Annotated in this window: 21 protein-coding genes; 1 reads left to right on the forward strand and 20 read right to left on the reverse strand. The window is 52.7% G+C overall.

Annotation, left to right across the window (positions count from 1 at the left end; all coding sequences use genetic code 11):
• Position 1: 1 nt before the first annotated feature.
• From WMO41_RS10480 to WMO41_RS10570, 19 genes are all read right to left on the reverse strand, one after another.
• Entirely contained in the window at positions 2-721 is a 720-nt protein-coding gene (locus WMO41_RS10480; RefSeq protein WP_349229704.1) for a Crp/Fnr family transcriptional regulator, read from the reverse strand.
• A 239-nt stretch (positions 722-960) separates the two neighbouring features.
• Positions 961-2,067 (reverse strand): BMP family lipoprotein, encoded by a 1,107-nt coding sequence (locus tag WMO41_RS10485; RefSeq protein ID WP_349229705.1) that lies wholly within the window; start codon positions 2,065-2,067, stop codon positions 961-963.
• Between the two features lie 138 nt (positions 2,068-2,205).
• Positions 2,206-2,802 (reverse strand): ECF transporter S component, encoded by a 597-nt coding sequence (locus WMO41_RS10490; protein WP_177291774.1) that lies wholly within the window; start codon positions 2,800-2,802, stop codon positions 2,206-2,208.
• 137 nt (positions 2,803-2,939) lie between these two features.
• Positions 2,940-3,596 (reverse strand): thiamine diphosphokinase, encoded by a 657-nt coding sequence (locus WMO41_RS10495; RefSeq protein WP_349229706.1) that lies wholly within the window; start codon positions 3,594-3,596, stop codon positions 2,940-2,942.
• Positions 3,593-4,261 (reverse strand): ribulose-phosphate 3-epimerase, encoded by a 669-nt coding sequence (rpe, locus tag WMO41_RS10500; RefSeq protein ID WP_494338453.1) that lies wholly within the window; start codon positions 4,259-4,261, stop codon positions 3,593-3,595. The genes WMO41_RS10495 and rpe overlap by 4 nt, the downstream gene beginning before the upstream one ends.
• A 10-nt stretch (positions 4,262-4,271) precedes the next feature.
• Positions 4,272-5,153 (reverse strand): ribosome small subunit-dependent GTPase A, encoded by an 882-nt coding sequence (gene rsgA / locus WMO41_RS10505; protein ID WP_177291390.1) that lies wholly within the window; start codon positions 5,151-5,153, stop codon positions 4,272-4,274.
• Between the two features lie 15 nt (positions 5,154-5,168).
• The gene (pknB, locus tag WMO41_RS10510) at positions 5,169-7,379 is read right to left on the reverse strand and encodes a Stk1 family PASTA domain-containing Ser/Thr kinase (protein WP_349229707.1); all 2,211 of its coding nucleotides are present in this window, start codon (positions 7,377-7,379) and stop codon (positions 5,169-5,171) included.
• Positions 7,376-8,119 (reverse strand): Stp1/IreP family PP2C-type Ser/Thr phosphatase, encoded by a 744-nt coding sequence (locus tag WMO41_RS10515; protein WP_349229708.1) that lies wholly within the window; start codon positions 8,117-8,119, stop codon positions 7,376-7,378. The genes pknB and WMO41_RS10515 overlap by 4 nt, the downstream gene beginning before the upstream one ends.
• A gap of 2 nt (positions 8,120-8,121) precedes the next feature.
• Positions 8,122-9,174, reverse strand: coding sequence for a dual-specificity RNA methyltransferase RlmN (gene rlmN / locus WMO41_RS10520; protein ID WP_349229709.1), 1,053 nt, complete (start codon positions 9,172-9,174; stop codon positions 8,122-8,124).
• A 44-nt stretch (positions 9,175-9,218) separates the two neighbouring features.
• A complete protein-coding gene (rsmB, locus tag WMO41_RS10525) occupies positions 9,219-10,559 on the reverse strand; it encodes a 16S rRNA (cytosine(967)-C(5))-methyltransferase RsmB (RefSeq protein ID WP_349229710.1) in 1,341 nt (446 codons plus the stop codon).
• A complete protein-coding gene (locus WMO41_RS10530; RefSeq protein WP_349229711.1) occupies positions 10,552-11,274 on the reverse strand; it encodes a zinc metallopeptidase in 723 nt (240 codons plus the stop codon). Before WMO41_RS10530 ends, rsmB begins: the two co-directional genes overlap by 8 nt.
• 2 nt (positions 11,275-11,276) lie before the next feature.
• Positions 11,277-12,218, reverse strand: coding sequence for a methionyl-tRNA formyltransferase (gene fmt / locus WMO41_RS10535; protein ID WP_349229712.1), 942 nt, complete (start codon positions 12,216-12,218; stop codon positions 11,277-11,279).
• 3 nt (positions 12,219-12,221) lie between these two features.
• On the reverse strand, positions 12,222-12,701 hold the full coding sequence (gene def, locus WMO41_RS10540; protein ID WP_118533344.1) for a peptide deformylase: 480 nt from the start codon (positions 12,699-12,701) through the stop codon (positions 12,222-12,224).
• Between the two features lie 127 nt (positions 12,702-12,828).
• On the reverse strand, positions 12,829-14,838 hold the full coding sequence (gene priA / locus WMO41_RS10545; RefSeq protein ID WP_349229713.1) for a replication restart helicase PriA: 2,010 nt from the start codon (positions 14,836-14,838) through the stop codon (positions 12,829-12,831).
• Between the two features lie 24 nt (positions 14,839-14,862).
• Positions 14,863-16,239, reverse strand: coding sequence for a UDP-N-acetylmuramoyl-tripeptide--D-alanyl-D-alanine ligase (locus WMO41_RS10550; protein ID WP_349229714.1), 1,377 nt, complete (start codon positions 16,237-16,239; stop codon positions 14,863-14,865).
• A 23-nt stretch (positions 16,240-16,262) separates the two neighbouring features.
• A complete protein-coding gene (locus WMO41_RS10555) occupies positions 16,263-17,726 on the reverse strand; it encodes a UDP-N-acetylmuramoyl-L-alanyl-D-glutamate--2,6-diaminopimelate ligase (protein WP_349229715.1) in 1,464 nt (487 codons plus the stop codon).
• A gap of 131 nt (positions 17,727-17,857) precedes the next feature.
• The gene (locus WMO41_RS10560) at positions 17,858-19,528 is read right to left on the reverse strand and encodes a formate--tetrahydrofolate ligase (protein ID WP_349229716.1); all 1,671 of its coding nucleotides are present in this window, start codon (positions 19,526-19,528) and stop codon (positions 17,858-17,860) included.
• Between the two features lie 40 nt (positions 19,529-19,568).
• Entirely contained in the window at positions 19,569-22,772 is a 3,204-nt protein-coding gene (locus WMO41_RS10565) for a DNA translocase FtsK (RefSeq protein WP_349229717.1), read from the reverse strand.
• Positions 22,773-22,880: 108 nt separating this feature from the next.
• A complete protein-coding gene (locus tag WMO41_RS10570; protein ID WP_494338450.1) occupies positions 22,881-23,636 on the reverse strand; it encodes a ClpP family protease in 756 nt (251 codons plus the stop codon).
• Between the two features lie 175 nt (positions 23,637-23,811).
• On the opposite strand from WMO41_RS10570, the gene citC reads away from it, so the two are divergent.
• Entirely contained in the window at positions 23,812-24,900 is a 1,089-nt protein-coding gene (citC, locus tag WMO41_RS10575) for a [citrate (pro-3S)-lyase] ligase (protein ID WP_349229718.1), read from the forward strand.
• 10 nt (positions 24,901-24,910) lie between these two features.
• Here the strand turns inward: citC and cls are convergent, their stop codons facing one another.
• Complete coding sequence (cls, locus tag WMO41_RS10580) at positions 24,911-26,500, reverse strand: cardiolipin synthase (protein ID WP_349229719.1); 1,590 nt, start codon at positions 26,498-26,500, stop codon at positions 24,911-24,913.
• Positions 26,501-26,529 lie beyond the last annotated feature (29 nt).

Raw genomic sequence — 26,529 nt, forward strand, 5'->3', positions numbered from 1 at the left:
GTCATTCCCCCGTTTCGTTGATCTGAACTCTTACCAGTTTTCTGATTTTCCGGTACTGTTCCCATGTCATCACGATATTCCATCCTTCTCTTGAGATCAGGCCCTTTTCCTCCAGTTCCTTTAACGCCCTGGTGATGGTCCGCTCAGATACGCCTGTAGCCTCAGAGAAATCTTTCCGGCTTAAATACACGCTGTAGGTATCGCGTTTTCCATAGGTTTCATATAAATTTGTAAGAATGAGATAAACCCGTTCATTGCCAGGGAGCATGACATAAAGCCGCTCTTTTCTGGACTGTTCCAGCAGATAACCAATGATCCGCTGTGTTTCCAGACGCAGGACAGACACATCGTTCAAAATCCATTTTCTGCAGACATCTCCCGGTATCTTTAAAAACAGGCTGTCCTGGGTGGTAGCCAGTGTGGTTTTGTAATGGCTCATATAGCCCAGAATTTCCATGGTTCCGAATATCTCAATGGGCTCAAAATGGCAGAAGCCATACACGGTTTCCCGCACCCGGTAATCTACCGCGGACACACTTCCCTTTAACAGGATAAACACCTTGTCTACCGGTTCTCCCTCCTGGATAAACGTGGTTCCCGCCGGCATCCGCACCACCTGGATGCTGCTCTTTAAGCTTTCCGGTACATAGGTAAAGTAGCTGTTCAAATAATTTTGCTGCTTTGCAGTCAGCCTGCTGATTACATCTTCCACTTCGCTCATTTTGTTCATTTCCCCGGTTTTATCTCTACTATAATATTTTTATATCACATTTTCCATAAACAAGAAAGGACAAATGTCAGTTTTAGCCTGTATTTCTCTTCAAAATTTGCCATTTGGCAGATTTTACTATTTTTACCCTCAAAAACCCCTCTTTTTACATAGCAACACGGGGCCCGCATTGCTGCGGGCCCCGCGCCAGATAGTCTGGATGTTGTTGCTTCAGAGACGAACCATAGTGATTAGTCTAACTGATATACGTCGCCGTATTTTGCCTCGAAGGACTCCTTGTCAGCCGGAACCTCGATCTCGCCGCTCACGATCTTCTCTTTCACCTCGTTCACTGCGTCGATTACTTCCGGTGCGATCAGATCCTGGCTCGGAGCGATATCTACGCCGCCTGCTGCCAGATCGAAGGACTGTACGCCACCCTCAAGGCTGCCGTCGATGAGCTCCTCTACTGCGTTGTATACAGCGTTGTCTACTCTCTTCATAGCGGAGGTCAGGACAGTGTTCGGAGCAATGCTGGACTGGTCACTGTCTACGCCGATTGCGTATACGCCTGCCTCCTGACATGCCTCGATAACGCCAAGACCAGTTGCGCCTGCTGCCTGGAATACAATGTCAGCGCCGTTGGTGATAGCGGTGTTTGCCATGGTCTTACCGGTAGCGGAATCAGCAAAAGAGTTTGCGTTGAACTGCTGAACGGTGATGTCCGGGTTAGCGTCCTTCGCACCTGCATAGTAGCCGTAACCAAACTGGTTCATGGTCTCGTTGGTCATGCCAACTACGAAACCAATGTTGTTGGTTTTGGTGGTCAGGCCTGCAACATAACCTACCAGGTAAGAAGCCTGCTCAGCGTGGAAGATCAGGCTGGTTACGTTCGGAAGGTCGATGGAAGAATCATCGATGATAGCAAACTTGGTATCCGGGTTTGCCTCTGCTGCTGTTCTGGTTGCGTCTGCCAGCATGTAGCCTACGCTGATGATCAGGTCATAATCCTCGTCTACGAAGGTCTCCATGTTCGGAGCGTAGTCAGCATCGGTAGCGGACTCTAAGTAGTTTACAGTAACGCCCAGTTCCTCGCCTGCTCTCTCAAGGCCTTCCCAGGAAGACTGGTTGAAGGAACCGTCGTTTACGCCGCCTACATCGGTGATCAGGCCGATTTTAAACTCGGAAGCATCTTTACTCGGTGCTGCCTCCCCGGTCTTCTCTGCGCTCTCGGAAGCCTCCTCTTTCGCTGCAGCTGCAGTGGTTTCTGCGCTGCTGTTAGAGTTGCTGCCTCCGCATGCGGTCATGGATGCTGCCATGGTACCAGCTAATAATACAGCCAGCATTTTCTTTTTCATAAGTTCTTCTCTCCTTTTTGGGTTTTAGGGCAAAAAAGCCTTATTACCACAGTAACATCATTTCAGATAAAAGAAAAGGACAATTTAACATGAATTTTACTAATAAATTTCAATCATAAACTGTCCTTGTATCAAATCTTATTTAATTTTCATGAAAAGGCCTGCTTTTTTCAGAACCGGACGCACCGCCATATACACCACAACCACTACGATGGTTCCGACAATGGCATTTACCAGGGTTGCGCCTGCTGCCCAGGTTGCCATGATCTTGGCCGCGGAAGACTCTACACCAAGAATATAGTTCTTGTAGAAATAGCCAACAATCGGGTCCATAACCACGTTGAAGCCCAGGCCTGCAATGGAAGCGATCAAGGACCACTTCACAATGTACTTGCTGTCATGGTCTTCGGTGATATGGGCAATGTTGTGAGCCACAAAACCTGCGATCAGGCCGATGCAGAGCTTTAAGATGAAGGTCTTCGGAGCACTGGTGATGTACACCGGATCCAGAAGGTCTGCGATGGTCATGCCCAGGGAACCTGCCACACCGCCGTAACCGCCGCCGAGAAGCAGGGCTGCCAGAACACAGAAGGCGTTACCGATGTGAAGAGCCGTGGTATCTCCACCCGGAGTCGGAATCGGAATCTTTAAGAAGGTGAAGGCCACATAACACAGGGCCGCCATCAGGGCTGTAAGCACCAGCTTGTATACTTTGTCGTTGTCTCTGTTTTTCATAATCATTCTCCCTTGCTGCTTTTGTAGGATGCACTGCTCCCGCATTCGGTTCGCAGGCATTTTTATTATGCCGCCTATCATAGCACGCAGGTGGAATGATATTAATAGCCAGTTTTAATCTTTTTAGCCAGTCCAGTTCAATCCCGGGACTCGATACAGATCAAAACACCATCTTCCAGGGTAATCGTAGCAGTATCCTCCGCGATCTCATTGCTGATGCAGAGTCCCACTTCCTCGCCCCGGTAAATGGTCCTGTTCTTCAGCGGATACTTAAATCCGGTCAGGGTAATCCCGGTCACCTCTTCTGTATAGGGCGCGAAGGAAACGTATTTGCCCCACTGCTCTGCCTTCGAGAATGTCCGTTCACCATCCAGCAGGCTCAGACGGTTCTGGGAATCCACGATGTAAGCGGCAATGCCCCGTTCCATACAGGTTTTCAGCGCATGGATGTTGCCGATCATGTGGTCGATGCGGCCGCCGGTGGCCCCCAGAAATACAATTTCATCGCAGGAAAGGGTCAGTGCCCGGTTTCTTGCAAGCTCCGTGTCGGTCTCATTCTTCTCCGGCTTATGCTGCTCCCACACGATGAACGGGTACTGGCGGAATTCTTCCCGGATCTCACTGGAGACAGAATCAAAATCCCCCACAATATAGTCCGGCACCAGGCCCAGTTCCTTCACCGCTTTCAGTCCGCCATCCACGGCAATGACCTTATCAAATGTTTCTTTTTCCAAAAAGGAGCGGGCGAAAGCCAGGTCCAGCTTTCCGCCCGTCATGATCAGACATCTTCTCATTTATTTTCAGCCTCTTCAAAAATTTTTAAAAATGCCTTTACGTTAGCTGCCGCATCCTGTTTGTAAACAGCACTGCCTGCCACAAAGACATTGGCTCCTGCCTCCATCAGTTCCTTTACATTGCCAAGTCCCACACCGCCGTCTACCTGAATGTCGGTCTGTAAACCGCGCTCATTTAACATGGCGCGCAGCTTTTTAATCTTATCCACGGTGTAGGGGATAAATTTCTGGCCGCCAAAGCCCGGGTTCACGGACATCAGAAGGATCATATCCACCTGGTCCAGCACACAGGAAAGGGTCTCCACCGGGGTAGCCGGGTTTAAGGCCACGCCCACCTTCATGCCGAGCTCCTTGATCTGGTTGATGGTGCGGTCTAAGTGGCGGCATGCCTCCTGGTGTACACAGAGCAGGTCCGCGCCCGCTGCCTTTAAATCTGCCGCGTAACGGCCCGGCTCCTCCACCATCATGTGAACGTCAAAGACCTTGTCCGTACAGGAACGGACGCTCTGGATGACTGGCATGCCAAAGGAAATACTCGGCACAAACATGCCGTCCATCACATCGATGTGGATATACTGGGCGCCTGCCTCCGATACGGTCTCGATTTCCTTTCTTAAATTTCCAAAGTCTGCTGCAAGAATGGATGGTGCTAAAATATACATGATGTCTTACTCCTTAATATTTTCTGCGGTTTTTCAGTTCCTGGTATAACAGCCCGTAATTGTCATACCGGCTCTGGCTGATCTTTCCTTCTGCCAGTGCTGCTTTCACGCCGCACACCGGCTCCCCGATGTGGACGCAGTCCGCCTGGAACCGGCATTCCGGCTCATAAGCTTCAAACTCCGGGAAATAATCCTTTAATTCCTGCGGTTCGATCTCTTCCAGATACATGGAAGAAAATCCCGGCGTATCCATGAGATACGTTCCCTCCTCCACACAGAACAGTTCCGCGTGACGGGTGGTGTGTTTGCCCCGCTTGATCTTCTCACTGATGCTCCCAGTCTCCATGGCCGCCTCCGGCTGCAGAAGATTCGTCAGGGAGGATTTCCCCACCCCGGACGGTCCTGCCAGGATCGTGGTCTTTCCACGCAGGTAATCCCGCACGGCATCCACACCGGATTTCTCATAGGTACTCACAAACATAACCGGGTATCCGGCCTGCTCGTAGATGTTCCGGTACTCTTCCTGTTTTGCCTCCGTTTCCAGATCGGTCTTGTTAAAACAGATCGTCACCGGAATGTCCTGGGCCAGCATCATGATGAGAAAACGGTCCAGCAGGTTGAAGTTCGGATCCGGCTGCGTGATGGCAAACACCACCAGCGCCTGATCTACATTGGCCGATGCCGGACGCACCAGCACATTTTTCCGGGGAAGGATCTCATCGATATTTCCCTCCAGTGCCTCCTCGTCCAGCACGGTAAATTCCACATTGTCTCCTACTACCGGCTTGATGCCCCGGTTTCGGAAGATTCCTTTTGCCTTGCAGGCATATACCTTATCATGCCCGTTGTGGATATAATAAAAGCCTGCGATTCCTTTGATAATTTTTCCTGTCATGTATCTGTTCCTTTTTTAATCCATCGGGAAGAATGTCAGCGGGTAAGTCTTAATGACCGCGCCGGAATTCACATCCACAATCTCCAGGGTTCCCTGATCTGTTCCGTCAATGCTCTCAATGCTGGTAAAGTTCACCGGCAGGAGCACATCGCCCTTAATGGTAGTGGACTGGGTCAGCACTTTGTAGTGCGGATTATCCGCAGTTCCCTGATGCAGCCGGATCATAATGGTAACGCTGGAGCTTCCGGCACCCGGTCCGATCAGGCTGCTTAAATCATACACCTGGTTGATGGATGCCACATAACGCTGATGCTTCACCTCCGGGCCGCTGCTGACCACATAATCAATCTTGCTGCCCTTGGCCAGCTGGGTTCCGGATGAAACAGACTGGCTGATGATGGAACCTTTCTCCACAGTATCACTGGATTCGGTAGAGGTATTGCCCGGCATCAGGTCATTCTCTGCCAGAAGCGCAATGGCTTCCTCCTCCGTTTTTCCCACCAGATACGGTGCCGGGACCTTGTCCACATGCGGGCCGCTGCTCACATACAGATATACGGTTCCGCCGTCCTCCACCAGTTCCGGCTCATAACGCATTACCGTGCCTGCCTTGATGGTTTCATCTTCCTCTTCCACCACCTGAACCTTCAGGCCCTTGCTCTCTAAAAAGCTGACCGCCGTGGTTTCATCCAGCTCCGTGATGCCAAGCTTGCTTAAATCCAGCTTATCGGTACCGTTACTGATGACCACATTTACCTGGCCGCCCTTTAACACAACGGTTCCCGCTGCCGGATCCTGTTTTGCGACATGGCCTTTTTCCACATCGTCAAAATACTCATAGGTGCGTTTCATGGTCAGGGAATTTTCTTTCAGCGTACTCTCTGCCATATCCTCGGAAAGCCCCAGAACCGGCGGCATGGACACCTCCGTGTCCTTTAAGATCAGCTCTCCGGTTTCTGCCTGACTGCTCTCCGTCTGGGAATTGCCCAGCATTCCGCTTCCGGCCCGGAAAAAAGCGCCAAGCTTGGAAAATACCACGATCAGCACGGCCACAACTACGATAGCCGCCACAATCCCGGCTCCAGCCAGAATCCGCTCAATATGGGGATTGGCCCGGTCTTCCTCTTCCTCCCGGCTGCGGCGCTTTGCCGGCGCCTTGGACATTTCGGCTGGTCTTTGCGGTCTTCTGCCGCGCTCCGGCTCCGGTGTTTCCGGATCATTTTCTTCCCGGTACGCCTCCCAGGCCGCTTTGGCCTCCCGCTCATAGGTTTCTTTCCGTTCCGGTTCCAGACGTTCCGGCCGGTGGAACTGCTTGATCTGGGAAAGCTGCTCACTGCTAATCTGGACAGTTTCTCCGTTCAGGGCCCGCTCTTCCACATCCACAGGACTGCTCCCAGCCTCCGACGGACGGATCAGTGCCGCGCGAAGATCTGTGATCACATCCTGGGCGCTGCGGTAACGGCGCTCCGGCTTTTTCTCCATGCAGCGCAGGATAATCCGCTCCAGGCTCATCGGAATCTCCGGATTGTAAACGCTCGGCGGTACCACCACATCCTCCAGATGGGCCAGGGCGATGGCAACGGTGTTATCTCCCTCAAAAGGCACACGCCCGGTTACCATCTCATACATGGTCACACCAAGAGAATAAATGTCGCTTCGCTCATCACTGAAACCCCCACGGGCCTGTTCCGGCGAAATATAATGCACGGAGCCCATGGCAGAGGAAGTCATGGTCTGGGCCGATACTGCTCTTGCGATGCCAAAATCCGCCACCTTCACCTTGCCATCTTTGGAGATGATCATGTTCTGCGGCTTAATGTCGCGGTGAATGATGTGCTGTTCATGCGCCGCCGCGATGCCCTGCGCCACCTGAATGGCAATGCCGATGGTCTCCTTGACCTCCAGCCGTCCCTTCTTCTGGATATAGCTTTTTAAGGTAATGCCCTCGATCAGCTCCATAACTATGTAATGAAGTTTGCCCTCATCGATAACATCGTAAACACTGACAATGTTCGGATGGGACAGTCCGGCCGCAGACTGGGCCTCCATCTTAAACTTGCTGACAAAATTGCTGTCATTGCAGAATTCTTCCTTCAGGACCTTGATGGCCACCAGACGGTTCAGCTTATGGCATTTTGCCTTATATACCACAGACATGCCGCCGGAGCCGATCTGCTCTAATATTTCATAGCGGTCCTGCAAAAATGTTCCGGGTCTCAGTATCATAAGCTCACCTCACTTATCTGCGGTTCCACCAGAACAACCGAAATGTTGTCCTGCCCGCCGCTGCGGTTTGCTGCATCCACCAGAGCTTTTGCCCGGGCTTCTACTCCGTCCTCGGAACGGATGATATATTCCATTTCCAGCTCATCCACCATGTTGCTTAAACCGTCCGAACACATGAGGATCTGATCGCCGCTCTTTAATTTCAGCGCAAACAGATCGGTATCAACGTCCTCGCTGACGCCTACCGCCCTGGTAATGATATTTTTCTTTTCCAGATAATCCCGGCTGCCCCGTTTCAGCTTGCCCATAGCAACCAGCTCTTCCACATAGGAATGATCCTTCGTGATCTGCTCAAGCGCTCCCCGAAGCAGGTAAAGACGGCTGTCTCCGATATTGGCCACATAAAGTACATTTCCACGGATGGTGGCTAACACCAGCGTACTGCCCGTCCCGCTGAGTTCCGGAGTCCTGCTGGCCTGCTCGTAAAGTTCCCGGTTCACTTTCCGGATTCCTTCTTTTAAAATACCGTGAACATCCCGGTCGGGATGCGGGATTTCAAAAAACCGTACCAGATTCTCCACCACAAAACGGGATGCGAAATCCCCAGCCTGATGGCCGCCCATGCCATCTGCCACAATAAACAGGTTTTCCAGGGATCCGACGGGGTCTGTGCTGGCATAGATAAAATCCTGATTCATACTCCGCTTCTGTCCGGTGTCTGTCAGTGCACATGCCTCCATGATCAGATTCCCCCTTTCCCTTCCTCTTCCAGGAAACTCTTTCTAAGCTGTCCGCAGGCACCATTGATGTCGCGGCCCATCTCCCGGCGGACCGTCACGTTGATGCCATTTTTCTCCAGATAAGCCTGAAACGCCTCAATGGCTTTCCGGTCTGACTGGCGGTAATCCCGCTCCTTGATCGGATTGACCGGGATCAGGTTCACATGGCCATGCATGCCCTTGATCAGGGCTGTAAGCGCCTTTGCCTCTTCCAGGTTATCGTTCACACCGCTCACCAGGCTGTACTCAAAGGTCAGCCGCCGTCCGGTCTTTTCAAAGTAAGTCTGGCAGGCCGGCAGAATCTCTTTTAAACTGTAGCGGTTCGCGATCGGCATCAGTGTCTTTCGCACCTCATCATTCGGTGCGTGCAGGGACAGGGCCAGTGTGATCTGGATATTTTCCTCTGCCAGCCTTAAAATATTCGGCACAATGCCACAGGTCGACAGCGTGATATTTCTCTGGCTGATGTTCAGGCCATCCTCATCGGTGATCATGCGCAGGAAACGGATCACATTGTCGTAGTTGTCAAGCGGCTCACCAGAGCCCATAATGACAATGTTGGATACCCGCTCTCCCGTCAGTGTCTGAATGCGGTAAATCTGGTCCAGCATCTCTGCCGGTGTCAGATTGCGCTCCAGGCCATCCAGGGTGGAGGCGCAGAAACGGCAGCCCATACGGCAGCCCACCTGGGAGGAAATGCAGACACTGTTTCCATGATGGTACTGCATCCACACACTCTCAATCACATTGCCGTCTGCCAGGCGGAACAGGTATTTCCGGGTACCATCAATCTGGGAGATTTTCACATCCGCCGGATACAGCGCCGTGAGAACAAACTGCTCTTTTAACTTTTCACGAAGCGGCTTGGAGAGATTGCTCATCTCATCAAAATCCGTCACCAGCTTCTGATGAAGCCACTGGTAAATCTGTTTTGCCCGAAAGGGCTTATCTCCCATCTGGCGGATGGCTTCGGTCAGTTCCTCCAGAGTCAGGGATTTGATATCTTGCTTTTCCATAATCGTTTATCTGCTTTCTTTTTATACTGCTACCGAACCTGAATTCAGGCTTTTCTCCGAAATGCGGAAATAAAGAATCCGTCACAGGGGTATCTGCCCGGCAGAAGCTGGATATAACCGTCTTTCATGGTTTCTTCCTTTATCTGGCTGCCAAACGCCCCCTCAATGCTCACCGGCTCAAAGGGAAGCGTTTCCAGGATCCAGTTTCTCTGGTCCTCGTTCTCCAGATGGTCAATGGTGCAGGTGCTGTAAATGAGCTTTCCGCCTGGCTTTACATAGTTCCAGACCACAGACAGAATGTCCTTCTGGAGTTCTGCCAAATCTTCCAGATCCTCTTTTGTCACCTGGTACTTGATGTCCGGCTTTTTGCCGATGATGCCAAGGCCGGAGCACGGAAGGTCCGCAATGACGATATCTGCCTGTTCTTCCCAGGACGGATCCTCCTCCAGCGCGTCCCAGACCTCTGCCCGGATATTGGTAAATCCGGTCCGGCGGATGTTGTCCTCCACCAGAAGAATCTTATTTTCCGTTAAATCCCGGACCACAACCTGTCCGGTTCCGGCAAGCTTATCCGCGATATGTAAGCTCTTTCCTCCCGGCGCGCCGCACACATCCAGAACCTTATCTCCTGGCTTCGGATCTGCCGCCTCACCCACAAAGGAGGAACTTACATCCTGCACTGTGATCCAGCCTTCCCGGAATGCCGTGACGGCATCCAGATAGTCGTAGCCGGAAAGAAGCAGGGCATGGTCTGCCAGCGGATTCTTCTGTACCGTGACATGATCCTGTTCCAGACTTTGAAGAATTTCTTCCATGGAAGCCCGGTCCAGATTGCAGCGCACGGAGGTAGGACGTTCCTCTAAGAAAGCCTGCATCATGCGCTCTACGGTTTCTGCAGGATACTGCTGTTTCCACAATTCTATGATCCAGTCTGGCATGGAATATTTCCGGGACCAGTCGGTGAAAACAAAGGTCTCTTTTTCTCTCGAAATAGTGCGAAGTACACCGTTCACAAAGCCTTTCAGGCCGTGGAACTTCCGTTTTACCGCAAGTTTCACAGCCTCATCACATACCGCACTGTCCGGGATCCGGTCCATCTTCAAGATCTGGTATACAGACATCCGGAGGATGGTGCGGATCACCGGTTTCATTTTCTTTACTTTTGTTTTAGAGCACTGGTCAATCACCGCATCGATGGTCAGAAGATACTCTATGGTTCCTTCCACCACTCTGGTGATGAACGCACGGTTCTGTTTTTCCAGATACTGGTGCTTATCCAGTGCTTTCTTTAATACCACATGGCTGTAACCGCCATATTCCAGAATCTCCATAAGGATATCCAGAATCAGTTCCCGCTCTTTTGTCGGTCCGTTCTGCTTAGTCATTTCGTCTGCGTCCTCCAAACAGGATGATCAGCCGCATAAGCTGTAAAATAGAAGCGGCCGCTGCTGCCACATAGGTGAGGGCTGCTGCCCCAAGCACCCTGCGGGTGCCATCCACCTCGTCACCCTGGAGAATGCCAAGGCTGTCCACCAGATGCACCGCGCGGGAAGAAGCGTTAAACTCCACCGGCAGGGTGATGATCTGGAACAGCACCGCCAGCACAAACATCCAGATACCGATCTCGATAAACGGAGTCAGGCCGATGAAGAAGCCCAGGATGATGAGCGGCAGGGAAATTTTGCTTCCAAGGTTTGCGATTGGCACAAAAGCGGAGCGCAGACGCAGAGGCGCGTAGCCTGCATGATCCTGAATGGCATGCCCGCACTCATGAGCCGCCACGCCGACGGCCGCAATGGATGTGCTGCCGTAAACGGACTCCGACAGGTTTACGGTCTTCGTCCGCGGGTCATAGTGGTCGGTAAGCTGTCCGCGCACCGGCTGAACCGTCACATCGTAGATGCCCTGGGACTGCAGCAGGCGTTTTGCCGCCTCCGCGCCGGTCATCCCGGTCATGCTGCGCACGCGGGAATAGCGCTGGAACGTGCTGTTCACTTTGGAGGATGCCCACAAAGATAACAGGGCACCGATATAAACAAGGATCATTGTCGGATCAAACAGGCTGTACCCCAGCCCATAGTAACCATAGCCACCGTACATGACTACTCACTCCTTTCCATGATGCAGCCGGACTCTACCTGGTATCCCCGGAGGAATGCCGCGGTATCCATCCGCTTCTTTCCTTCTAGCTGAAGACTGGTGACACATAATACGCCGTTTCCGGTCTGAATTTTTATGCCCTCATCCCCGGCGCTGATGACGCTGCCGCAGGGAGCTTTCTTTTCCGGATCCGGAAGCACCGCAGCCTCCCAGATTTTTAACATTTTGCCGTTCCATCTGGTAAATGCGCTCGGCCACGGATTTAAGCCGCGCACCAGACGCTCAATGGAAACCGCGTCCATGGTCCAGTCAATGTCGCCCATGGATTTGGAAATCTTCTTTACGTAAGTTGCCTGCGTATGATCCTGCGGAACCGGGGTAATCTCGCCCTTTTCCAGCTTGCTTAAGGTGGACAGGATCAGATCACCGCCCAGAAGGCTTAACCGGTCAAACAGGCTTCCGCCGGTCTCATCCGGGTTTAATTTCACTACCGTTTTCTCCAGCATATCACCGGTATCCATCTCCACATCCATCATCATGGTGGTGATGCCGGTCTCCTCGTCGCCGTTGATAACAGCCCACTGGATCGGGGCTGCGCCGCGGTACTTCGGAAGCAGGGATGCATGAATGTTGACACAGCCGTACTTCGGCAGGTCTAACAGACTCTTTGGCAGGATCTGACCAAAGGCGATAACCACCATAGCATCCGGTTTTAACCCGCGCATCTCCTCCACAAAGGCCTCATCTCTGGCACGCACCGGCTGGTAAACCGGGATATTGTGCTGCAGGGCGCACTCCTTGACTGGAGACATGTGGATCTCCTTGCCGCGGCCCTTTGGCTTATCCGGCTGGGTCACCACGGCAATCACCTCATGCTCCGAAGCCACCAGGGCTTCTAATGTCGGCACCGAAAAATCCGGTGTTCCCATAAATATGATTCTCATAAATTATTCTTCCTCCGGTTCTGCAGTGGTATCCATCAGTTCGCCCTCTACCAGGTCTACATAGAGCTGGCCGTGAAGGTGCGCGCACTCATGACAGATGCAGCGGGCCAACAGTTCCTCGCCCTCTAACTCAAACTGCTCCATATTTTCATCGTAAGCACGTACGACCACATGATTCGGACGGGTTACCATGCCAGCCTTGCCCGGTACGCTAAGGCACCCCTCCTGACCGGTCTGGCTTCCGCTCTGCTCAATGATTTCCGGATTGATGAGCACATACTGGTTGCCGTCATCCACGTCCATAACCACGATCTGCTTTAACACGCCGACCTGCGGTGCTGCCAGACCAACGCCGTTGGCCTCGTACATGGTCTCAAACATGTCCTCGATCAGCTCCGCGATGCGTGGGGTGATCTCCTTAACCGGTTTGCATTCCTTTCTTAAAATATCGTCTCCAATGGTTCTTACCTGTCTGATTGCCATTACTCTTCGTCCTTTCTGTATCGCATGGCCAGGCCATGCCCTTTTCGTAACCGTTCAGTACCCTCACAGTTACCCCTTTTCCATGTTTCCTTCACCGTCTGCCGGAAAGCAGCCTGTGATCTTTATTTTACGTAAAATCACACTGGAGCGTCAGCTTTTTACAGCGTTCAGTCTCATCCCAGCGCATTTTGACATACTTCTGGATTTTTATTAGTATATCATAGTTTTCGTGTTTCATATATAAAATTTTTCTGTAGATATCATGAACTTTGTATACGGGTGCCGGGACCGGACCGATGATCTCGGCTGTTTCCCCGAAATGCTTCTTCACGGAAGCAGCTATGGCTTCCATGATCCGGCTCATCAGCTCCTCATCTTCTCCCGCCACCTGCATGCACAGCATATGGCAGGCCGGAGGATAGTGCATCAGTCTCCGGTAGCCCATCTCCTGACGGTAAAAGGCCGCGTAATCCTGGGCCGCCGCCGTCTGGATGCTGTAATGCTCCGGCATGTAGGTCTGGATCAGCGCAGTGCCCGCCTTTCTTCCCCGTCCGGCGCGCCCGGCTGCCTGAACTAAAAGCTGAAAAGTCCGCTCCGCCGCCGCGAAATCCGGCGCATACAGGGACACATCTGCCGCCAGCACCCCCACCAGGGTCACCCCTGGAAAGTCATGCCCTTTCACGATCATCTGGGTGCCAATGAGTATGTCTGCCTTTCCCTTTGCGAAAGCAGATAAAATCTTCTCATGCCCGCCCTTCTTTGAGGTGGTGTCCAGATCCATCCGCAGAAGCTTCGCCTCCGGGAACATCTGCGCCGCCATCTCCTCGATTTTCTGGGTACCGATGCCAAAGCCCGCCAGATACGGAGAACCGCAGTTCGGGCACAGCTTCGGCATGGGGATCTGGTAGCCACAGTAATGACACACCAGCCGCTGACGATTATGCAGCGTCAGGGATACATCACAGTGGGGGCATTTTACCGCTTCGCCGCAGCTTCTGCAGGAGACAAAGCTGGAATAGCCTCGCCGGTTGATGAACAGCATAATTTGTTCCTGTTTCTGCAGCCGGTCCCGGATCAGTTCCTGCATCCGCCCGCTGAAAATGGACTTGTTTCCGGCTTCCATCTCTTTTCGCAGGTCCACAACCTCCACCGCTGCCATCTCGCTGCCCACCTTGGCCCGTTTTGTCAGCGTAAACAGCCGGTAAATGCCAGCCTCCGCCTTCGCGTAAGCCTCCACCGACGGTGTGGCAGAGCCCAGTACCAGGGCCGCGCCGCTTAACTCCGCCAGTTTTTCTGCCACCTCTCTTGCATGGTAGCGGGGCGTGGTCTCACTCTTGTAGGCTCCCTCATGCTCCTCATCGATGATGATGAGTCCCAGATTGGGAAACGGCGTAAAAAGCGCCGATCTTGCGCCGATCATAATATCCGTCTCGCCGTTTCTGGCCCGCTCAAACTGGTCGCACTTCTCACCGGCAGAAAGCCGGGAATGCATGACACAGATGCGGCTTCCAAAACGGCTATAGAAGCGGCTCACGGTCTGGTAGGTCAGGGCAATCTCCGGAATCAGCACGATCACCTGTTTTCCCTGCTGAAGCACATGGTCAATCAAAGCCATGTAGACTTCGGTCTTGCCGCTGCCCGTGACACCGTGAATGAGACAGGGCCTGCGGTCGCCGGAGTCATAGGAAGTAATGAAGGCGTCCGCGATGGACTGCTGCTCGGAATTTAAGAGGACAAGTGAAGGGCATTCTGTCATCCCGGCCACAGTCTCCACAATCTTTTTATTCCGGGCCTTTACCTTTTTCTTCACCGGAAGGACCGTCTTAAGCGCCTGATTCATGGTGGAGCCGTACTGCTCCTTCATCCACCAGGCCAGCTCAATCAGGCGGGTATCCGCGGTGATGCTCTTTTCGGCCACGCCGATGATCTCTTTTATTTTCTCTTTATCATAATCCGGCTTGTCGGTGAGTTCCACGACATAGCCGGTTCGTGTTCTGTTTCCTGAACCAAAAGGGACGCAGACCTGCACCCCCACCCGGATCTGCGGCAAAATTGCCGGCGGAATCCGGTACTGGAATACCCGGTCTACGTCTTCATGGGAAATATCTATAATGATGCTGGCATACTGATCTGCCATATCTGCTCCTGTCTGTTGCTTGTTTTAATCTTTCAGCAGCTTTGCTGCCACCTCGCCCAGTTTCATGCTGTTGGAGCCCTTTAAGAGCACACAGTCGCCTGGCTGCAGCTTTGCCTTTGCCGCTTCTGCCAGCGCGTCCCGCTGGTTTTCATCGAAATGGATGTACTCTGCCTTCATGCCCGCACGCTTTGCGCCCCGGGCAATCTGCTCTGCCAGTTCACCGTATGTAAACAGGATATCCACCGGATGGGATTTCATCCAGCTTCCCACCTCATAGTGGAACTTCGGAGAATCCGGCCCCAGCTCCTTCATGTCGGCCAGCACCGCGATGCGGCGGCCTTTTGCCTTTGCTTCCAGAACCTCCAGACCGGCCTTCATGGATACCGGACTTGCATTATAGGTGTCATCGATGACGGTAACGCCATTCTTCTCTGCGATCTGCTGGCGGTTCTTGAATCCGGTGAAGGCAGCCAGGCTCTTCACTGCGCCGGAAAGCGGAACTCCGCTGCAATCTGCCACAGCCAGAGCCACCATGGCATTCAGCACATTGTGGCGTCCCATGATGCTTAAGCGCACCATGTATTTTTCCCCGCGGCAGTTGGCAGTAAATACCGGGTAACCGTCCTCGCTGCGGATATCCTCTGCCCGGTACTCAGAATTCTCCCCGGTTCCGTAATATACAGTGCGGCATCCGTCCTTGGCTTTGGTATCCTTCAGCAGGGCATCATCGCCGTTTAAGAAGAGGATTCCGCCATCCTTTAAGCCGTCCTGAATCGTCAGCTTCTCATGATAGATGTTCTCCTGGCTTCCCAGCTGCTCAATATGGGTAATGCCGACATTGGTGATGACGGCCATATCCACCTGGGCAATCTTTGCGATGACGGTCAGCTCGCCCGGCATGCTCATGCCAAGCTCCAGCACGCCAATCTCATCGGCCAGGGTAATCTCAGACAGCGTGATTGGCACACCCACCTGACTGTTGGAATTTCCAGGAGTCTTGTATACCCGGTACTTTGCGGAAAGCGCTGCTGCCACCATTTCACGGGTAGTCGTCTTTCCCACACTTCCGGTGATGCCCACAAGCGGCAGGCTTAACCGGCTGCGGTAATAGCGTCCGATATCCTGCAGTGCCTTTTTGGTATCAGCCACCCGGATCCAGGCATGCTCCGCATCCTCTGCGTTCTCATGCTCGGAAGTCAGCACCGCCACAGCGCCTGAGCCGAAGGCCTGATCGATGAAGCGGTGGGCATCCACCTTCTCCCCGATCAGCGGCACAAACAGGTCGTTTCCTTTCATGGTTCTTGAATCAATGCTCAAATGTTCAATCTTCTGGTCTGCATTTCCACACAGAAGCTGACCGCCTGTAGCAGCCACAATGTCTTTAACCGTTATATTTTCCATTTCCGGATCTCTTTTCTATTTCTTTATATTGAAAGGTTCTTCACAACCTCTTCCACCACGGCGCGGTCCAGGAACGGGTAACGCACGCCATTGATCTCCTGGTAGTCCTCATGGCCCTTGCCGATGATGGCAATCATGTCGCCCGGCTCCGCATGGGTGATGCTGTAGGCAATAGCCTCTTTCCGGTCCGGAATCTCAATAAACTTTCCGCCGGTCTTTTCCATGCTGCCGCGGATATCAGCAATGATATCCTCCACCTTCTCAAAGCGGGAGTTGTCTGCGGTGATGATGGACAGATCCGCCATGCGGCCGCCAATTTCGCCCATGGAGTAACGGCGATCCCTGGAGCGGTTTCCGCCGCAGCCAAATACCACGACAAGGCGCTTCGGATGATACTCTCTCAGAGTTGCCAGCAGGCTCTCCATGCTGACTGCGTTGTGAGCGTAATCCACGATGACACAGCATTTCTCAGAAGTATATACAATCTCCATACGGCCATTGATTTTCAGGTGCTCCAGGGCATGCTGCAGCTTTTCAGCCGGAACGCCCACCCACAGAGTAACGGCCGCTGCCGCCAGCGCATTGTATACATTAAATTTACCCGGGATGCTGACACGCACCGGAATCTGATGCTCGCCCTTAATATCAAACTCCACACCTACAAAATCCGGTTCGGAGACATAGTGGATGTTCTCTGCCTGGAAACCGGCGCCCTCTTTCAGGCCAAATCCGGTCCATGGGCACGGAATATCTTTTACGATCTCGTCAATATGCTCATCATCCACATTGATCAGGGCGCGGTCACACTGATGGAACAGCTGTTTCTTATAATATAAATACTCCGCGAAATCCGCATGCTCATCCTTTCCGATGTGGTCCGGGGAAATGTTGGTAAACAGGCCATAGTTAAAATGGATGCCTGCCACACGGTGCATCTTCATGGCCTGGGAGGAAACCTCCATCACGCAGCACTCGCAGCCATCCTCCACCATCTTCGCGAAATAACGGTGCAGATCATAGGACTCCGGTGTGGTATTCACGGTTGGGAAATGCTCTTCCCCAATGTAAACGCCGTTGGTTCCGATCATGCCGGTCTTTTTCCCGGCGGTCTCCAGAATGGTCTTGATCATATGGGTGGTAGTGGTCTTTCCTTTGGTTCCTGTCACCCCGATCATGGTCAGTTTCCGGGACGGATAGCCAAAACGGGCTGCCGATAACAGAGCCAGCGCCTCTCTTCCGTTTTCGGTCTCCACCACGGTCACGCCTGCCGGTGCCTCCACCGGATGCTCGGTCACAAGCACCCTTACGCCTGCCTCAGTCACCTGCGGAATGAAATCGTGAGAATCAATCTTTGTGCCCTTCATGCAGACAAACACCGCGCCGGGAGCAGCCTTTCTGGAGTCGTATATGACTTCATTTACCTCCACGTCCAGGCTTCCCTGAACCAGCTTATAAGAAAGCCCCTCTAACCAGTCTTTTATCGTCATACTCTTGCCTATCCTTTCTCAGTTTCTATCCGTCTGCTTTCGTTTTGCACTGCGCAAAATCCCGGCATAGCGAATTTTCACGCAAAAAGCGCGGCTGCCAGAACAGCTCACGCCTTTGCGCCAGTTTCAAATTAGAATAATCCGGTGATCACACCGTTCTCATCTACATCAATGCCGTCTGCAGCCGGTTTCTTCGGCAGTCCCGGCATGGTCATGATGGCTCCGGTCAGCACTACCACAAAACCTGCGCCTGCGGATACATAGGCATCGCGCACGTTGATGGTAAATCCGGTCGGACGCCCCAGCTTGGTCTGGTCATCAGACAGGGAGTACTGGGTCTTTGCCATGCAGACCGGAAGGTTGCCAAAGCCCATCTCCTCGATGCGGGCCAGTGCTTTGGATGCAGCCGGTGCATAGGAAACACCATCTGCGCCGTAAATTTCGGTGGCAATGGTCTTTACCTTATCTTTCAGGCTCATCTCATCCGGGTACAGGGCATGGTAATGGCTCTCCTTGTGCTCCAGAGTATCCAGAACCTTCTGAGCCAGGGCCTCGCCGCCCTCGCCGCCTTTTGCCCATACCTCGGAAAGAGCGAACTCACAGCCGCGCTCCTCGCAGAAATCACGGATAAAGGCGTACTCTGCCTCGGTATCGGTCACGAAGGAGTTTAAGGTTACCACAACCGGAACACCGAATTTCTGCAGATTCTCGATATGCTTCTCCAGATTGACGATACCCTTCTTTAAGGCATCCAGATTCTCTGCGGAAAGCTCGGTTTTCGGTACACCGCCGTTGTACTTTAACGCGCGGACGGTTGCAACCAGAACTGCGGCATCCGGCTTTAAATCTGCCTTGCGGCACTTGATATCCAGGAATTTCTCTGCGCCCAGGTCTGCGCCGAAGCCAGCCTCGGTTACCACAATATCAGCCAGCTTTAAGGCCGTCTTGGTCGCGCGCACGCTGTTGCAGCCGTGGGCGATGTTTGCGAACGGTCCGCCGTGTACCAGAGCACCGGTGTGCTCCAGGGTCTGGATCAGGTTCGGCTTGATGGCATCCTTTAAGAGTGCTGCCATAGCGCCCACTGCGTGTAACTGGGCAGCGGTAACCGGCTCTCCGGCATAATTATATGCGACAATGATCTTGCCAAGACGCTCTTTTAAGTCGTTCATGTCATTGGCCAGGCATAAGATTGCCATGATTTCGGAAGCTACCGTAATAACAAAGTGATCCTCGCGCACCACACCGTCTGCCTTTGCGCCAAGTCCAACAACCACATTGCGCAGCACACGGTCATTCATATCCAGGCAGCGTTTCCAGAGGATCTGTCTGGTATCGATCTGAAGGGCGTTGCCCTGCTGGATGTGGTTATCCAGAAGTGCTGCCAGAAGGTTATTGGCAGAAGTAATGGCATGGAAATCGCCGGTAAAATGAAGATTTAAATCTTCCATTGGAACTACCTGCGCAAAACCGCCGCCTGCAGCACCGCCCTTAATGCCAAAGCACGGTCCCAGAGACGGCTCACGCAGCGCGATCATGGCCTTCTTGCCAAGTCTGGTGAAAGCATCTGCCAGACCAATGCTGGTGGTGGTTTTTCCCTCGCCTGCCGGAGTCGGGTTGATGGCAGTTACTAAAACCAGTTTTCCGTCCGGACGGTCCTTTACCTGCTGCCACAGTTCATCCGTGATCTTTGCCTTGTACTTACCGTACAGTTCCAGATCATCCTCAATAATTCCGTAGCTCTCTGCAACTTCTTTGATTGGAAGCTTTACCGCCTCCTGCGCGATTTCGATATCTGTTTTCATAGCCAGAATCCTCCCTTTTCATGTGTAGTGTGGGGTTACATTAAATGATCTGATCAAATTCTTCCATAGTCATAAGAACCTTGCGGGGCTTCGTTCCCTCTTCCTCGCCGACCACACCGGCCTCCGCCAGCTGGTCCATGATCCTTGCGGCACGGTTGAATCCGATCTTGAACATGCGCTGCAGCATTCCAATGGATGCCTTTTCTTTTTCTATAATGAAACGGCCTGCCTGCTCAAAGTACTCGTCCCGGCTGTTAGACGGGTCGGAGGCTGAGGCAGATGGAGCCGAATTCATACTGTTTTCCACTTCCGGACTATACTGGGCCGTAAGTCCCTGTTCGGTGAGGAAGTCCACCACCTGCTGGACTTCGGAATCCGAAACAAACGCGCCCTGTACACGCTGTGGTTTCGGGAATCCCGCCGGATAAAAGAGCATATCACCCTTTCCGAGAAGCTTCTCCGCACCGTTCATGTCGATGATGGTACGGGAATCCACGCCGGAAGAAACTGAGAACGCAATTCTTGATGGCACGTTAGCCTTGATGAGGCCGGTGATGACATTGACGGATGGTCTCTGGGTTGCGATGACCAGATGAATGCCTGCCGCACGGGCCAGCTGGGCCAGACGGCAGATGGCATCCTCCACCTCGCCCGGAGCCACCATCATCAGATCCGCCAGCTCGTCTACGATGATGACGATCTGCGGCATCTTCTTCGGTTTGTTCTCGTCTTCGATATCCTGAATGGTTTCAATCTTCGCGTTGTAACCCTTTAAGTCACGCACTCCGTATTTGGCAAACTTCTTGTAACGGTCTGTCATCTCCGCTACCGCCCAGTTCAGTGCGCCGGACGCCTTCTTCGGGTCCGTCACAACCGGGATCAGCAGATGTGGGATGCCGTTGTATACACTTAATTCTACGACCTTCGGGTCCACCATGATGAGCTTGACATCATTCGGATCTGCCTTGTAAATAATGCTCATGATGATGGTATTGATGCAGACCGACTTACCGGATCCGGTAGCGCCCGCGATCAGAAGGTGCGGCATCTTGGCAATATCCGTTACTACTACCTGGCCGCCAATATCTTTTCCGACTGCGAAAGCCAGCTTTGATGGGTGCTTCTGGAACGCATCAGACTCCAAAAGATCCCGTAAAAATACAGATGTTTTCTCTTTATTCGGTACCTCAATACCCACAGCGGATTTGCCCGGGATCGGCGCCTCAATACGGATGTCCTCGGCCGCCAGGCTTAACTTGATGTCATCTGCCAGACCTACTATCTTGCTGACCTTGACACCCTGCTCCGGATGAAGCTCATAGCGGGTGACAGAAGGGCCGCAGCTGATGTTGGTCACAGTAACGCCAACACCGAAATTTCGGAGAGTCTGCTGCAGCTTCACCGCCGTCTCCCGGTACTCCTGCTCGGAATAGCCGCCGGCATTTCTGCTGCCGCGCTTTAAGAGACTGAGCGGCGGGTAGACATATTCCTTCTTCGGTTCCTCTTCCTTTTCCTGGATCTGCTGTTCCACAGTCACTTCACTGTCTGCGTTTTCCGCCTCTTTCTGCGCTGCCGCCGCTTTCTTTGCGGACTCCAGCTTTTTCTGAAGCGCCTCAGTGTCCGTATCGATGACCTTGCCTCCAGCCGTTACCACATGCTTGTTCCCCTCCGGAATTGCAAAATCGGTGTTCTGTTCTGTTTTTACAGTGTAAGCCACATCCGGCTCCGGAAGATATTCCTCTGGTGCAGCCTCCTGCCATGCAGGTTCCTCTGGCTGCGTGTACGGGTTCTGCCCGTCAAGCGCTGCATTCTGCGTGCGGCTGTATGTACTCTGCGTATCCGGCTCATCCCATGGAGCCACATCCGGATTCTGCTCCTGCTCTGCTTCCGGATCATGCCCTGACTGTGTTTCCTGGCGATACTCCGGCTGCGCTGTCTGACCATATTCCGCTTCTGCCACCGCTTTCTCATCCAGCCTTCTCGCGCCGCCGGTAAAGACTTCCCCGGCCTGCTCGAACTGGCCAAATCCGGACTGCGTCAGGCGCTTGGCCGCTGCTTCCAGATCATAATCGTCCTCCGGATCCGGCGGAATGTCTGCACCCTCCGGCAGATTGGTGGAATATGCAGGGGCTTCCCGCTCCGGCACAACTTCCCGGTAATCCTCCGGCATGGAAATGCTTCCGGTAAAGACATCTGCCTTATCCGGCTTCGGTGCCTTCGCCATGCGGCTGCCGCGGGATCCGGTATTCTCCGGTTCTGCCTGCGCATCCTCAAAATCCGGCTCCATGGCTTCCGCCGGAGACATGCGCCGCCCACGCGGTGCCTTTATGGCAGGAGCATCCTCGTACGCGTCATACTCTGCCTGACCGCCAGCCTCATAGCTTTCTTCATAATTGTCCTCATAGCGATCTTCGCAGCCTTCTTCCGGCATATCGTCCAGATATTCATCCTCATCTGCCGGCAGCTTCGTAGAGCTTAAGTTCACACCGCGCACCCGCTGTTCTTCCCGCATCCTGCGCCGTTCTTCCTGACGCTCCGCATAAATTTCGCGACGGCGCTCCATATCCTCTCTGGCATGCTGGTAGGCCACATCACTGTGGCGCTTCACCGCTTTTACAAAGGAACGCTGGGTGATGCATACCATGCAGATGATCAGGCCAACCGCCATAACCAGAAAAGCGCCAATGCTTCCGATAAACGAACGGATTCCTCCAAACAAAAGGCCGCCAAACAGGCCGCCGCCCATGCCGGACGATGCAGATAAACGATAATATTCCAGGATTCCTTTCCCCGCCTCCGGCTGCTGCCCGAAGATCATCTGTGCAAAGCCGCACAGCAGGAAAAACGCTGCTGCCGACGCAACCGTTTTTTGCACGGCCACCCGGTTGCCGCGGTTTGCCTGATAAAAGCAGGTTCCCACAAACAGGACCAGCGGAGCCACATAACCTGGCAGGCCAAACAATCCAAGCTGGATTCCCCTTAAAAAATCACCTGCAAAACCGCACAGGTGAAAATTACTTAAAAATAAAAGGACGGCCAGGGCAAAAGAACCCAGGACGATCACTTCCGCACGGACCAGCCCCTCCTGCTCCGGAACCGGTTCCGGCTCCTGAACCTTTCTCGGTCTGCCCGGCTTCCGGCCACCCGCCGCGCTCTGTGAGCCGGAACGCGCGGACTTTCTGGTGCCTGCTGCCTTTTCTGTTCTGTCTGAATTTACTCTGTTTTGCTGTTTCTTCGCTGCCACAAATTCCAGCCTCCTCTTTCCCAATGTAGTTAGTATACAAAAAATTATCAGGAAATGCAAGACACTGGAACCGGACACGTCAGTTCAGAAAATCCCTGCCTTTATCCACTACTTACCTGCTTCAATCTCCTGATACAGATACCGCAGTGCTTCCCGGATTCCCCCAACCTCATCGATCAGTCCGGCTTTTACCGTTTCTTCCCCCACCAGCACCGTTCCCAGATCCTTCGTCAGCATCTCCGTATTCAGCATCAGCTTTTTCACCTGATCATAGGCAATCTTCGCGTGGTCGCTGACAAAGGTTAAAATCCGGTCCTGAATCATCTCAAAATACTCATAGGTCTGGGAAGCCCCGATCACCGTGCCGCTCATCCGCACCGGGTGCACCATCATGGTTCCTGTCGGCACAATAAACGAGTGATCGGTGGACACCGCCAGCGGCACTCCGATGGAATGGCTTCCACCCAATACCAGAGAAACCGTCGGCATAGAAAGAGAGGCAATCATTTCCGCAATAGCCAGTCCCGCGTCCACATCACCTCCAGACGTGTTTAAAAGCACCAGCAGCCCCTCCACACTGTCATCGTCCTCCAGCTCCGCCAGTTTCGGAAGAATCTGGTCATACTTGGTAGTCTTCGTGTTGCCGGAAAGATTCTCGTGGCCTTCCACTTCCCCAATAATGGAAAGAAGATAAATCTTGTGTTTGCCGCTGTTGCCGTCCAGAGTGGCCTGGGCATAGTTCATGCTGCTGTTTTCTTCATTTCGGCCATTTTCCTCTGTACCAGAGTCTAAGCTGTTCTGCAGCCTCGTATTTTTTCCTGTATCCGTATCATAATCCTGTTTCATCGTTTCCTCTCTGCTCATAAGTCCGTCTCCTTCACTTCTTCTTTTTCATTTTTCGTTTATTCTCTCCAAAAACTCCAAAACAATCCATTCCCATAGCCATTTCCAAATGTTCCATATAACTCAGGATATATTCGCATTTTCTCCACGAATGCGTTATACTAAAAGCAGCAAAAAAACGGAGGAATTTTGAACTATGTCAGACTATACCGTAAGCAGAATCTCGCCCACTGACAAGCGCGCTGTGCGCCAGATGGACGCGTTATTAGAAAAAGAAGGCATCGAGCGGGACAAAAACCTCGATTACAGCATCGGACTCTTTGATGAAAATTATGACCTGGTGGCAACCGGCTCCTGTTTCGCCAACACCCTGCGCTGCATGGCTGTGTCTTCCGAGCATCAGGGCGAGGGCCTGATGAATCAGGTCATTTCCAACCTGATTGAGTATCAGTACAGCCGCGGCAACACCAGTCTCTTCCTATATACAAAGTGCAATACCGCGCGCTTCTTTGGCGATCTTGGCTTTTACGAAATTGCCCGGGTAGAGGGAAAAGTCGTTTTCATGGAGAACCGCAGAACCGGCTTTGCCGATTATCTAAAACGGCTGCAGAAGGAAACCGCTGCAAATACCGCAGATGCCGCTCCTGCAAGCCGTGGAACAGACCAGATCGCAAAAATCGGTGCTGTCATCATGAATGCCAACCCGTTCACGCTAGGCCACCGCTATCTCTTAGAACAGGCGGCAGCCGCTGTGGATCTGCTTCATGTGTTCGTGGTATCTGAAGATGCATCCCTGGTTCCCTTCTCCGTCCGCAAACAGCTGGTGGCTGAAGGCTCCGCAGATCTTCCGAACGTGATCTGCCATGAAACCGGCCCCTACATGATCTCCAACGCCACGTTCCCGTCCTACTTCTTAAAAGACTCCGACACCGTCATCCGCTCCCACGCCAAGCTGGATATTCAGGTATTCCTGCGCATTGCCCAGGCTTTGTCCTTAACCGACCGTTTCGTGGGAGAAGAACCCTTCAGCCAGGTAACCGGCATCTACAATCAGGTGATGGCTGAGGAACTGGCTGCCGCAGGCCTTGGCTGCCATATCATCCCGCGAAAAACCGATGAGGAAGGTGCCATCAGTGCCTCCGATGTCCGCTGCCTGATTCAGGACGGTAACTTCGAAGCATTAAAAAAGAAGGTGCCCGCCTGCACCTTCCAGTATTTCACCTCCAAAGCTGCCGAACCGGTCATTCAGAAGATCCGGGCAGCCGCAGAGGTACGGCATTATTAAAATAGCAATATTACATCAGCGGCGCAAACAACCTCAATACTTTTCCTGCGATTTTTTTCGGAATCGGATAGGTTTTGCAGTCTTCCAGCGTAATCTCCCGGCAGTGTTTCAGGGTTTCCTGGAAGTCTGCTTCGGCCTGCTGGACAGCCGGGTTCCGGAACAGGTAGACCGCGCACTCGAAATGCAGATGCAGGCTCCGGTAGTCCATGTTGATGGAGCCTACCACGGCCTTCGTATTATCACTGGTGAATACCTTGGCATGTACAAAGCCCGGCATATATTCATAAATCTTCACGCCGGCCTGCAGAAGTTCCGCGTAATAAGACCGGGCCAGCAGGTACGCGTATATCTTGTCCGGAATGTGCGGCATGATGATGATGGTCTCAATTCCCCGCTTTGCCGCAAAAGTCAGCGAGGTGATCATGTCACTGTCCAGGATCAGATACGGCGTCATGATGTGCACATAGTAGCGGGATTCGTTTAAAATATCCATATAAACGTGCTGCCCCACTGTCTCATTGTCCAGCGGGCTGTCACCGTATGGCATCGCAAAGCCAGAACGGTCCAGTTCTGCCGGATACTGGTAGTCCGGCCTGCACAGATAGCGGGCATAATCATCCGCCTCATGCTCGGTGATATTCCACATCTGCAGAAACATCATCAGAAAACCGGTAGCCGCATCTCCTTTTAACATGATGGCCGTATCCTTCCAATGACCGAACCGCACCTTCCGGTTGATGTACTCGTCCGCCAGATTCACACCGCCGGTGAATGCCGTGTGACCATCAATCACTGTAATCTTACGATGATCACGGTTATTCTGATAGGAAGAAAGCACAGGGCGCACCGGAGAGAACATTTTACAGCGGATTCCATATTTTTCCAGCTGTTTCGGGTATCCGTAGGGCATCAGCGTCAGGCTGCACATGCCATCATACATAAAACGTACCTCCACACCAGAGGCCGCTTTCTCCTTCAGAATTTCCAGAATGTTGTCCCACATCTCGCCTTTTTCCACGATAAAATATTCCATGAAAATGTAGCGTTCCGCTTTCTTCAGTTCCTCCAGAAGTACCGGATACATATCATCGCCCAGCGGGAAATACTGCGCGCTGGTATTCTCCCAAATGGGGTATCCGCCATACTCATTCATATAGTAAGCCAGCCTTGCCGTACCCCGGCTCTCCCGGTACAGCCGCTCCATAACCTCCGGCTGCTGCTTTAAAAGTGGTTTTGTTTCTTCTATTATATCCTTCAGTCTCCTGTCAATGGCCCGGGTGCCAGGCTGTGTCTCCAAAAACAGATAAAACAGGGCGCCAAACACCGGAAACACCAGCACCGGAATGATCCAGGAAAGCTGGTAGGAAGGATTCTGATTTTTATTGATGATGTAGATGACAACCACCGCACTTAAGCCAACAAAGCCGCCGTACAGGTAAAATACATGTTCCCGCAGCCACTGAAAGCTGTACATAAGAATTATGAACTGAATCAGAAGCGCTGTAATCACAAATGCAGTACGTCCGAATACCACCCGCAGCAAACGTCCCCACGTTTTCTTTTTCGGTTTATGCAGTTCCCATTCTTCCTGAATATTCATTGTCCTCGTCTCCTGTCTCTTGCTGCTGT

Origin of the sequence: Ventrimonas faecis (assembly GCF_040096075.1) — a bacterium.
Lineage (GTDB): Bacteria > Bacillota > Clostridia > Lachnospirales > Lachnospiraceae > Brotaphodocola > Brotaphodocola faecis.

Excerpts from the sequence above, each read along its gene's own strand:
- WMO41_RS10480 (WP_349229704.1), bottom strand. The coding sequence starts at position 721 with ATGAGCGAAGTGGAAGATGTAATCAGCAGGCTGACTGCAAAGCAGCAA.
- WMO41_RS10485 (WP_349229705.1), bottom strand. The coding sequence starts at position 2,067 with ATGAAAAAGAAAATGCTGGCTGTATTATTAGCTGGTACCATGGCAGCA.
- WMO41_RS10490 (WP_177291774.1), bottom strand. The coding sequence starts at position 2,802 with ATGAAAAACAGAGACAACGACAAAGTATACAAGCTGGTGCTTACAGCC.
- WMO41_RS10495 (WP_349229706.1), bottom strand. The coding sequence starts at position 3,596 with ATGAGAAGATGTCTGATCATGACGGGCGGAAAGCTGGACCTGGCTTTC.
- rsgA (WP_177291390.1), bottom strand. The coding sequence starts at position 5,153 with ATGACAGGAAAAATTATCAAAGGAATCGCAGGCTTTTATTATATCCAC.
- pknB (WP_349229707.1), bottom strand. The coding sequence starts at position 7,379 with ATGATACTGAGACCCGGAACATTTTTGCAGGACCGCTATGAAATATTA.
- WMO41_RS10515 (WP_349229708.1), bottom strand. The coding sequence starts at position 8,119 with ATGGAGGCATGTGCACTGACAGACACCGGACAGAAGCGGAGTATGAAT.
- rlmN (WP_349229709.1), bottom strand. The coding sequence starts at position 9,174 with ATGGAAAAGCAAGATATCAAATCCCTGACTCTGGAGGAACTGACCGAA.
- rsmB (WP_349229710.1), bottom strand. The coding sequence starts at position 10,559 with ATGACTAAGCAGAACGGACCGACAAAAGAGCGGGAACTGATTCTGGAT.
- WMO41_RS10530 (WP_349229711.1), bottom strand. The coding sequence starts at position 11,274 with ATGTACGGTGGCTATGGTTACTATGGGCTGGGGTACAGCCTGTTTGAT.
- fmt (WP_349229712.1), bottom strand. The coding sequence starts at position 12,218 with ATGAGAATCATATTTATGGGAACACCGGATTTTTCGGTGCCGACATTA.
- def (WP_118533344.1), bottom strand. The coding sequence starts at position 12,701 with ATGGCAATCAGACAGGTAAGAACCATTGGAGACGATATTTTAAGAAAG.
- priA (WP_349229713.1), bottom strand. The coding sequence starts at position 14,838 with ATGGCAGATCAGTATGCCAGCATCATTATAGATATTTCCCATGAAGAC.
- WMO41_RS10550 (WP_349229714.1), bottom strand. The coding sequence starts at position 16,239 with ATGGAAAATATAACGGTTAAAGACATTGTGGCTGCTACAGGCGGTCAG.
- WMO41_RS10555 (WP_349229715.1), bottom strand. The coding sequence starts at position 17,726 with ATGACGATAAAAGACTGGTTAGAGGGGCTTTCTTATAAGCTGGTTCAG.
- WMO41_RS10560 (WP_349229716.1), bottom strand. The coding sequence starts at position 19,528 with ATGAAAACAGATATCGAAATCGCGCAGGAGGCGGTAAAGCTTCCAATC.
- WMO41_RS10570 (WP_494338450.1), bottom strand. The coding sequence starts at position 23,636 with ATGAGCAGAGAGGAAACGATGAAACAGGATTATGATACGGATACAGGA.
- citC (WP_349229718.1), top strand. The coding sequence starts at position 23,812 with ATGTCAGACTATACCGTAAGCAGAATCTCGCCCACTGACAAGCGCGCT.
- cls (WP_349229719.1), bottom strand. The coding sequence starts at position 26,500 with ATGAATATTCAGGAAGAATGGGAACTGCATAAACCGAAAAAGAAAACG.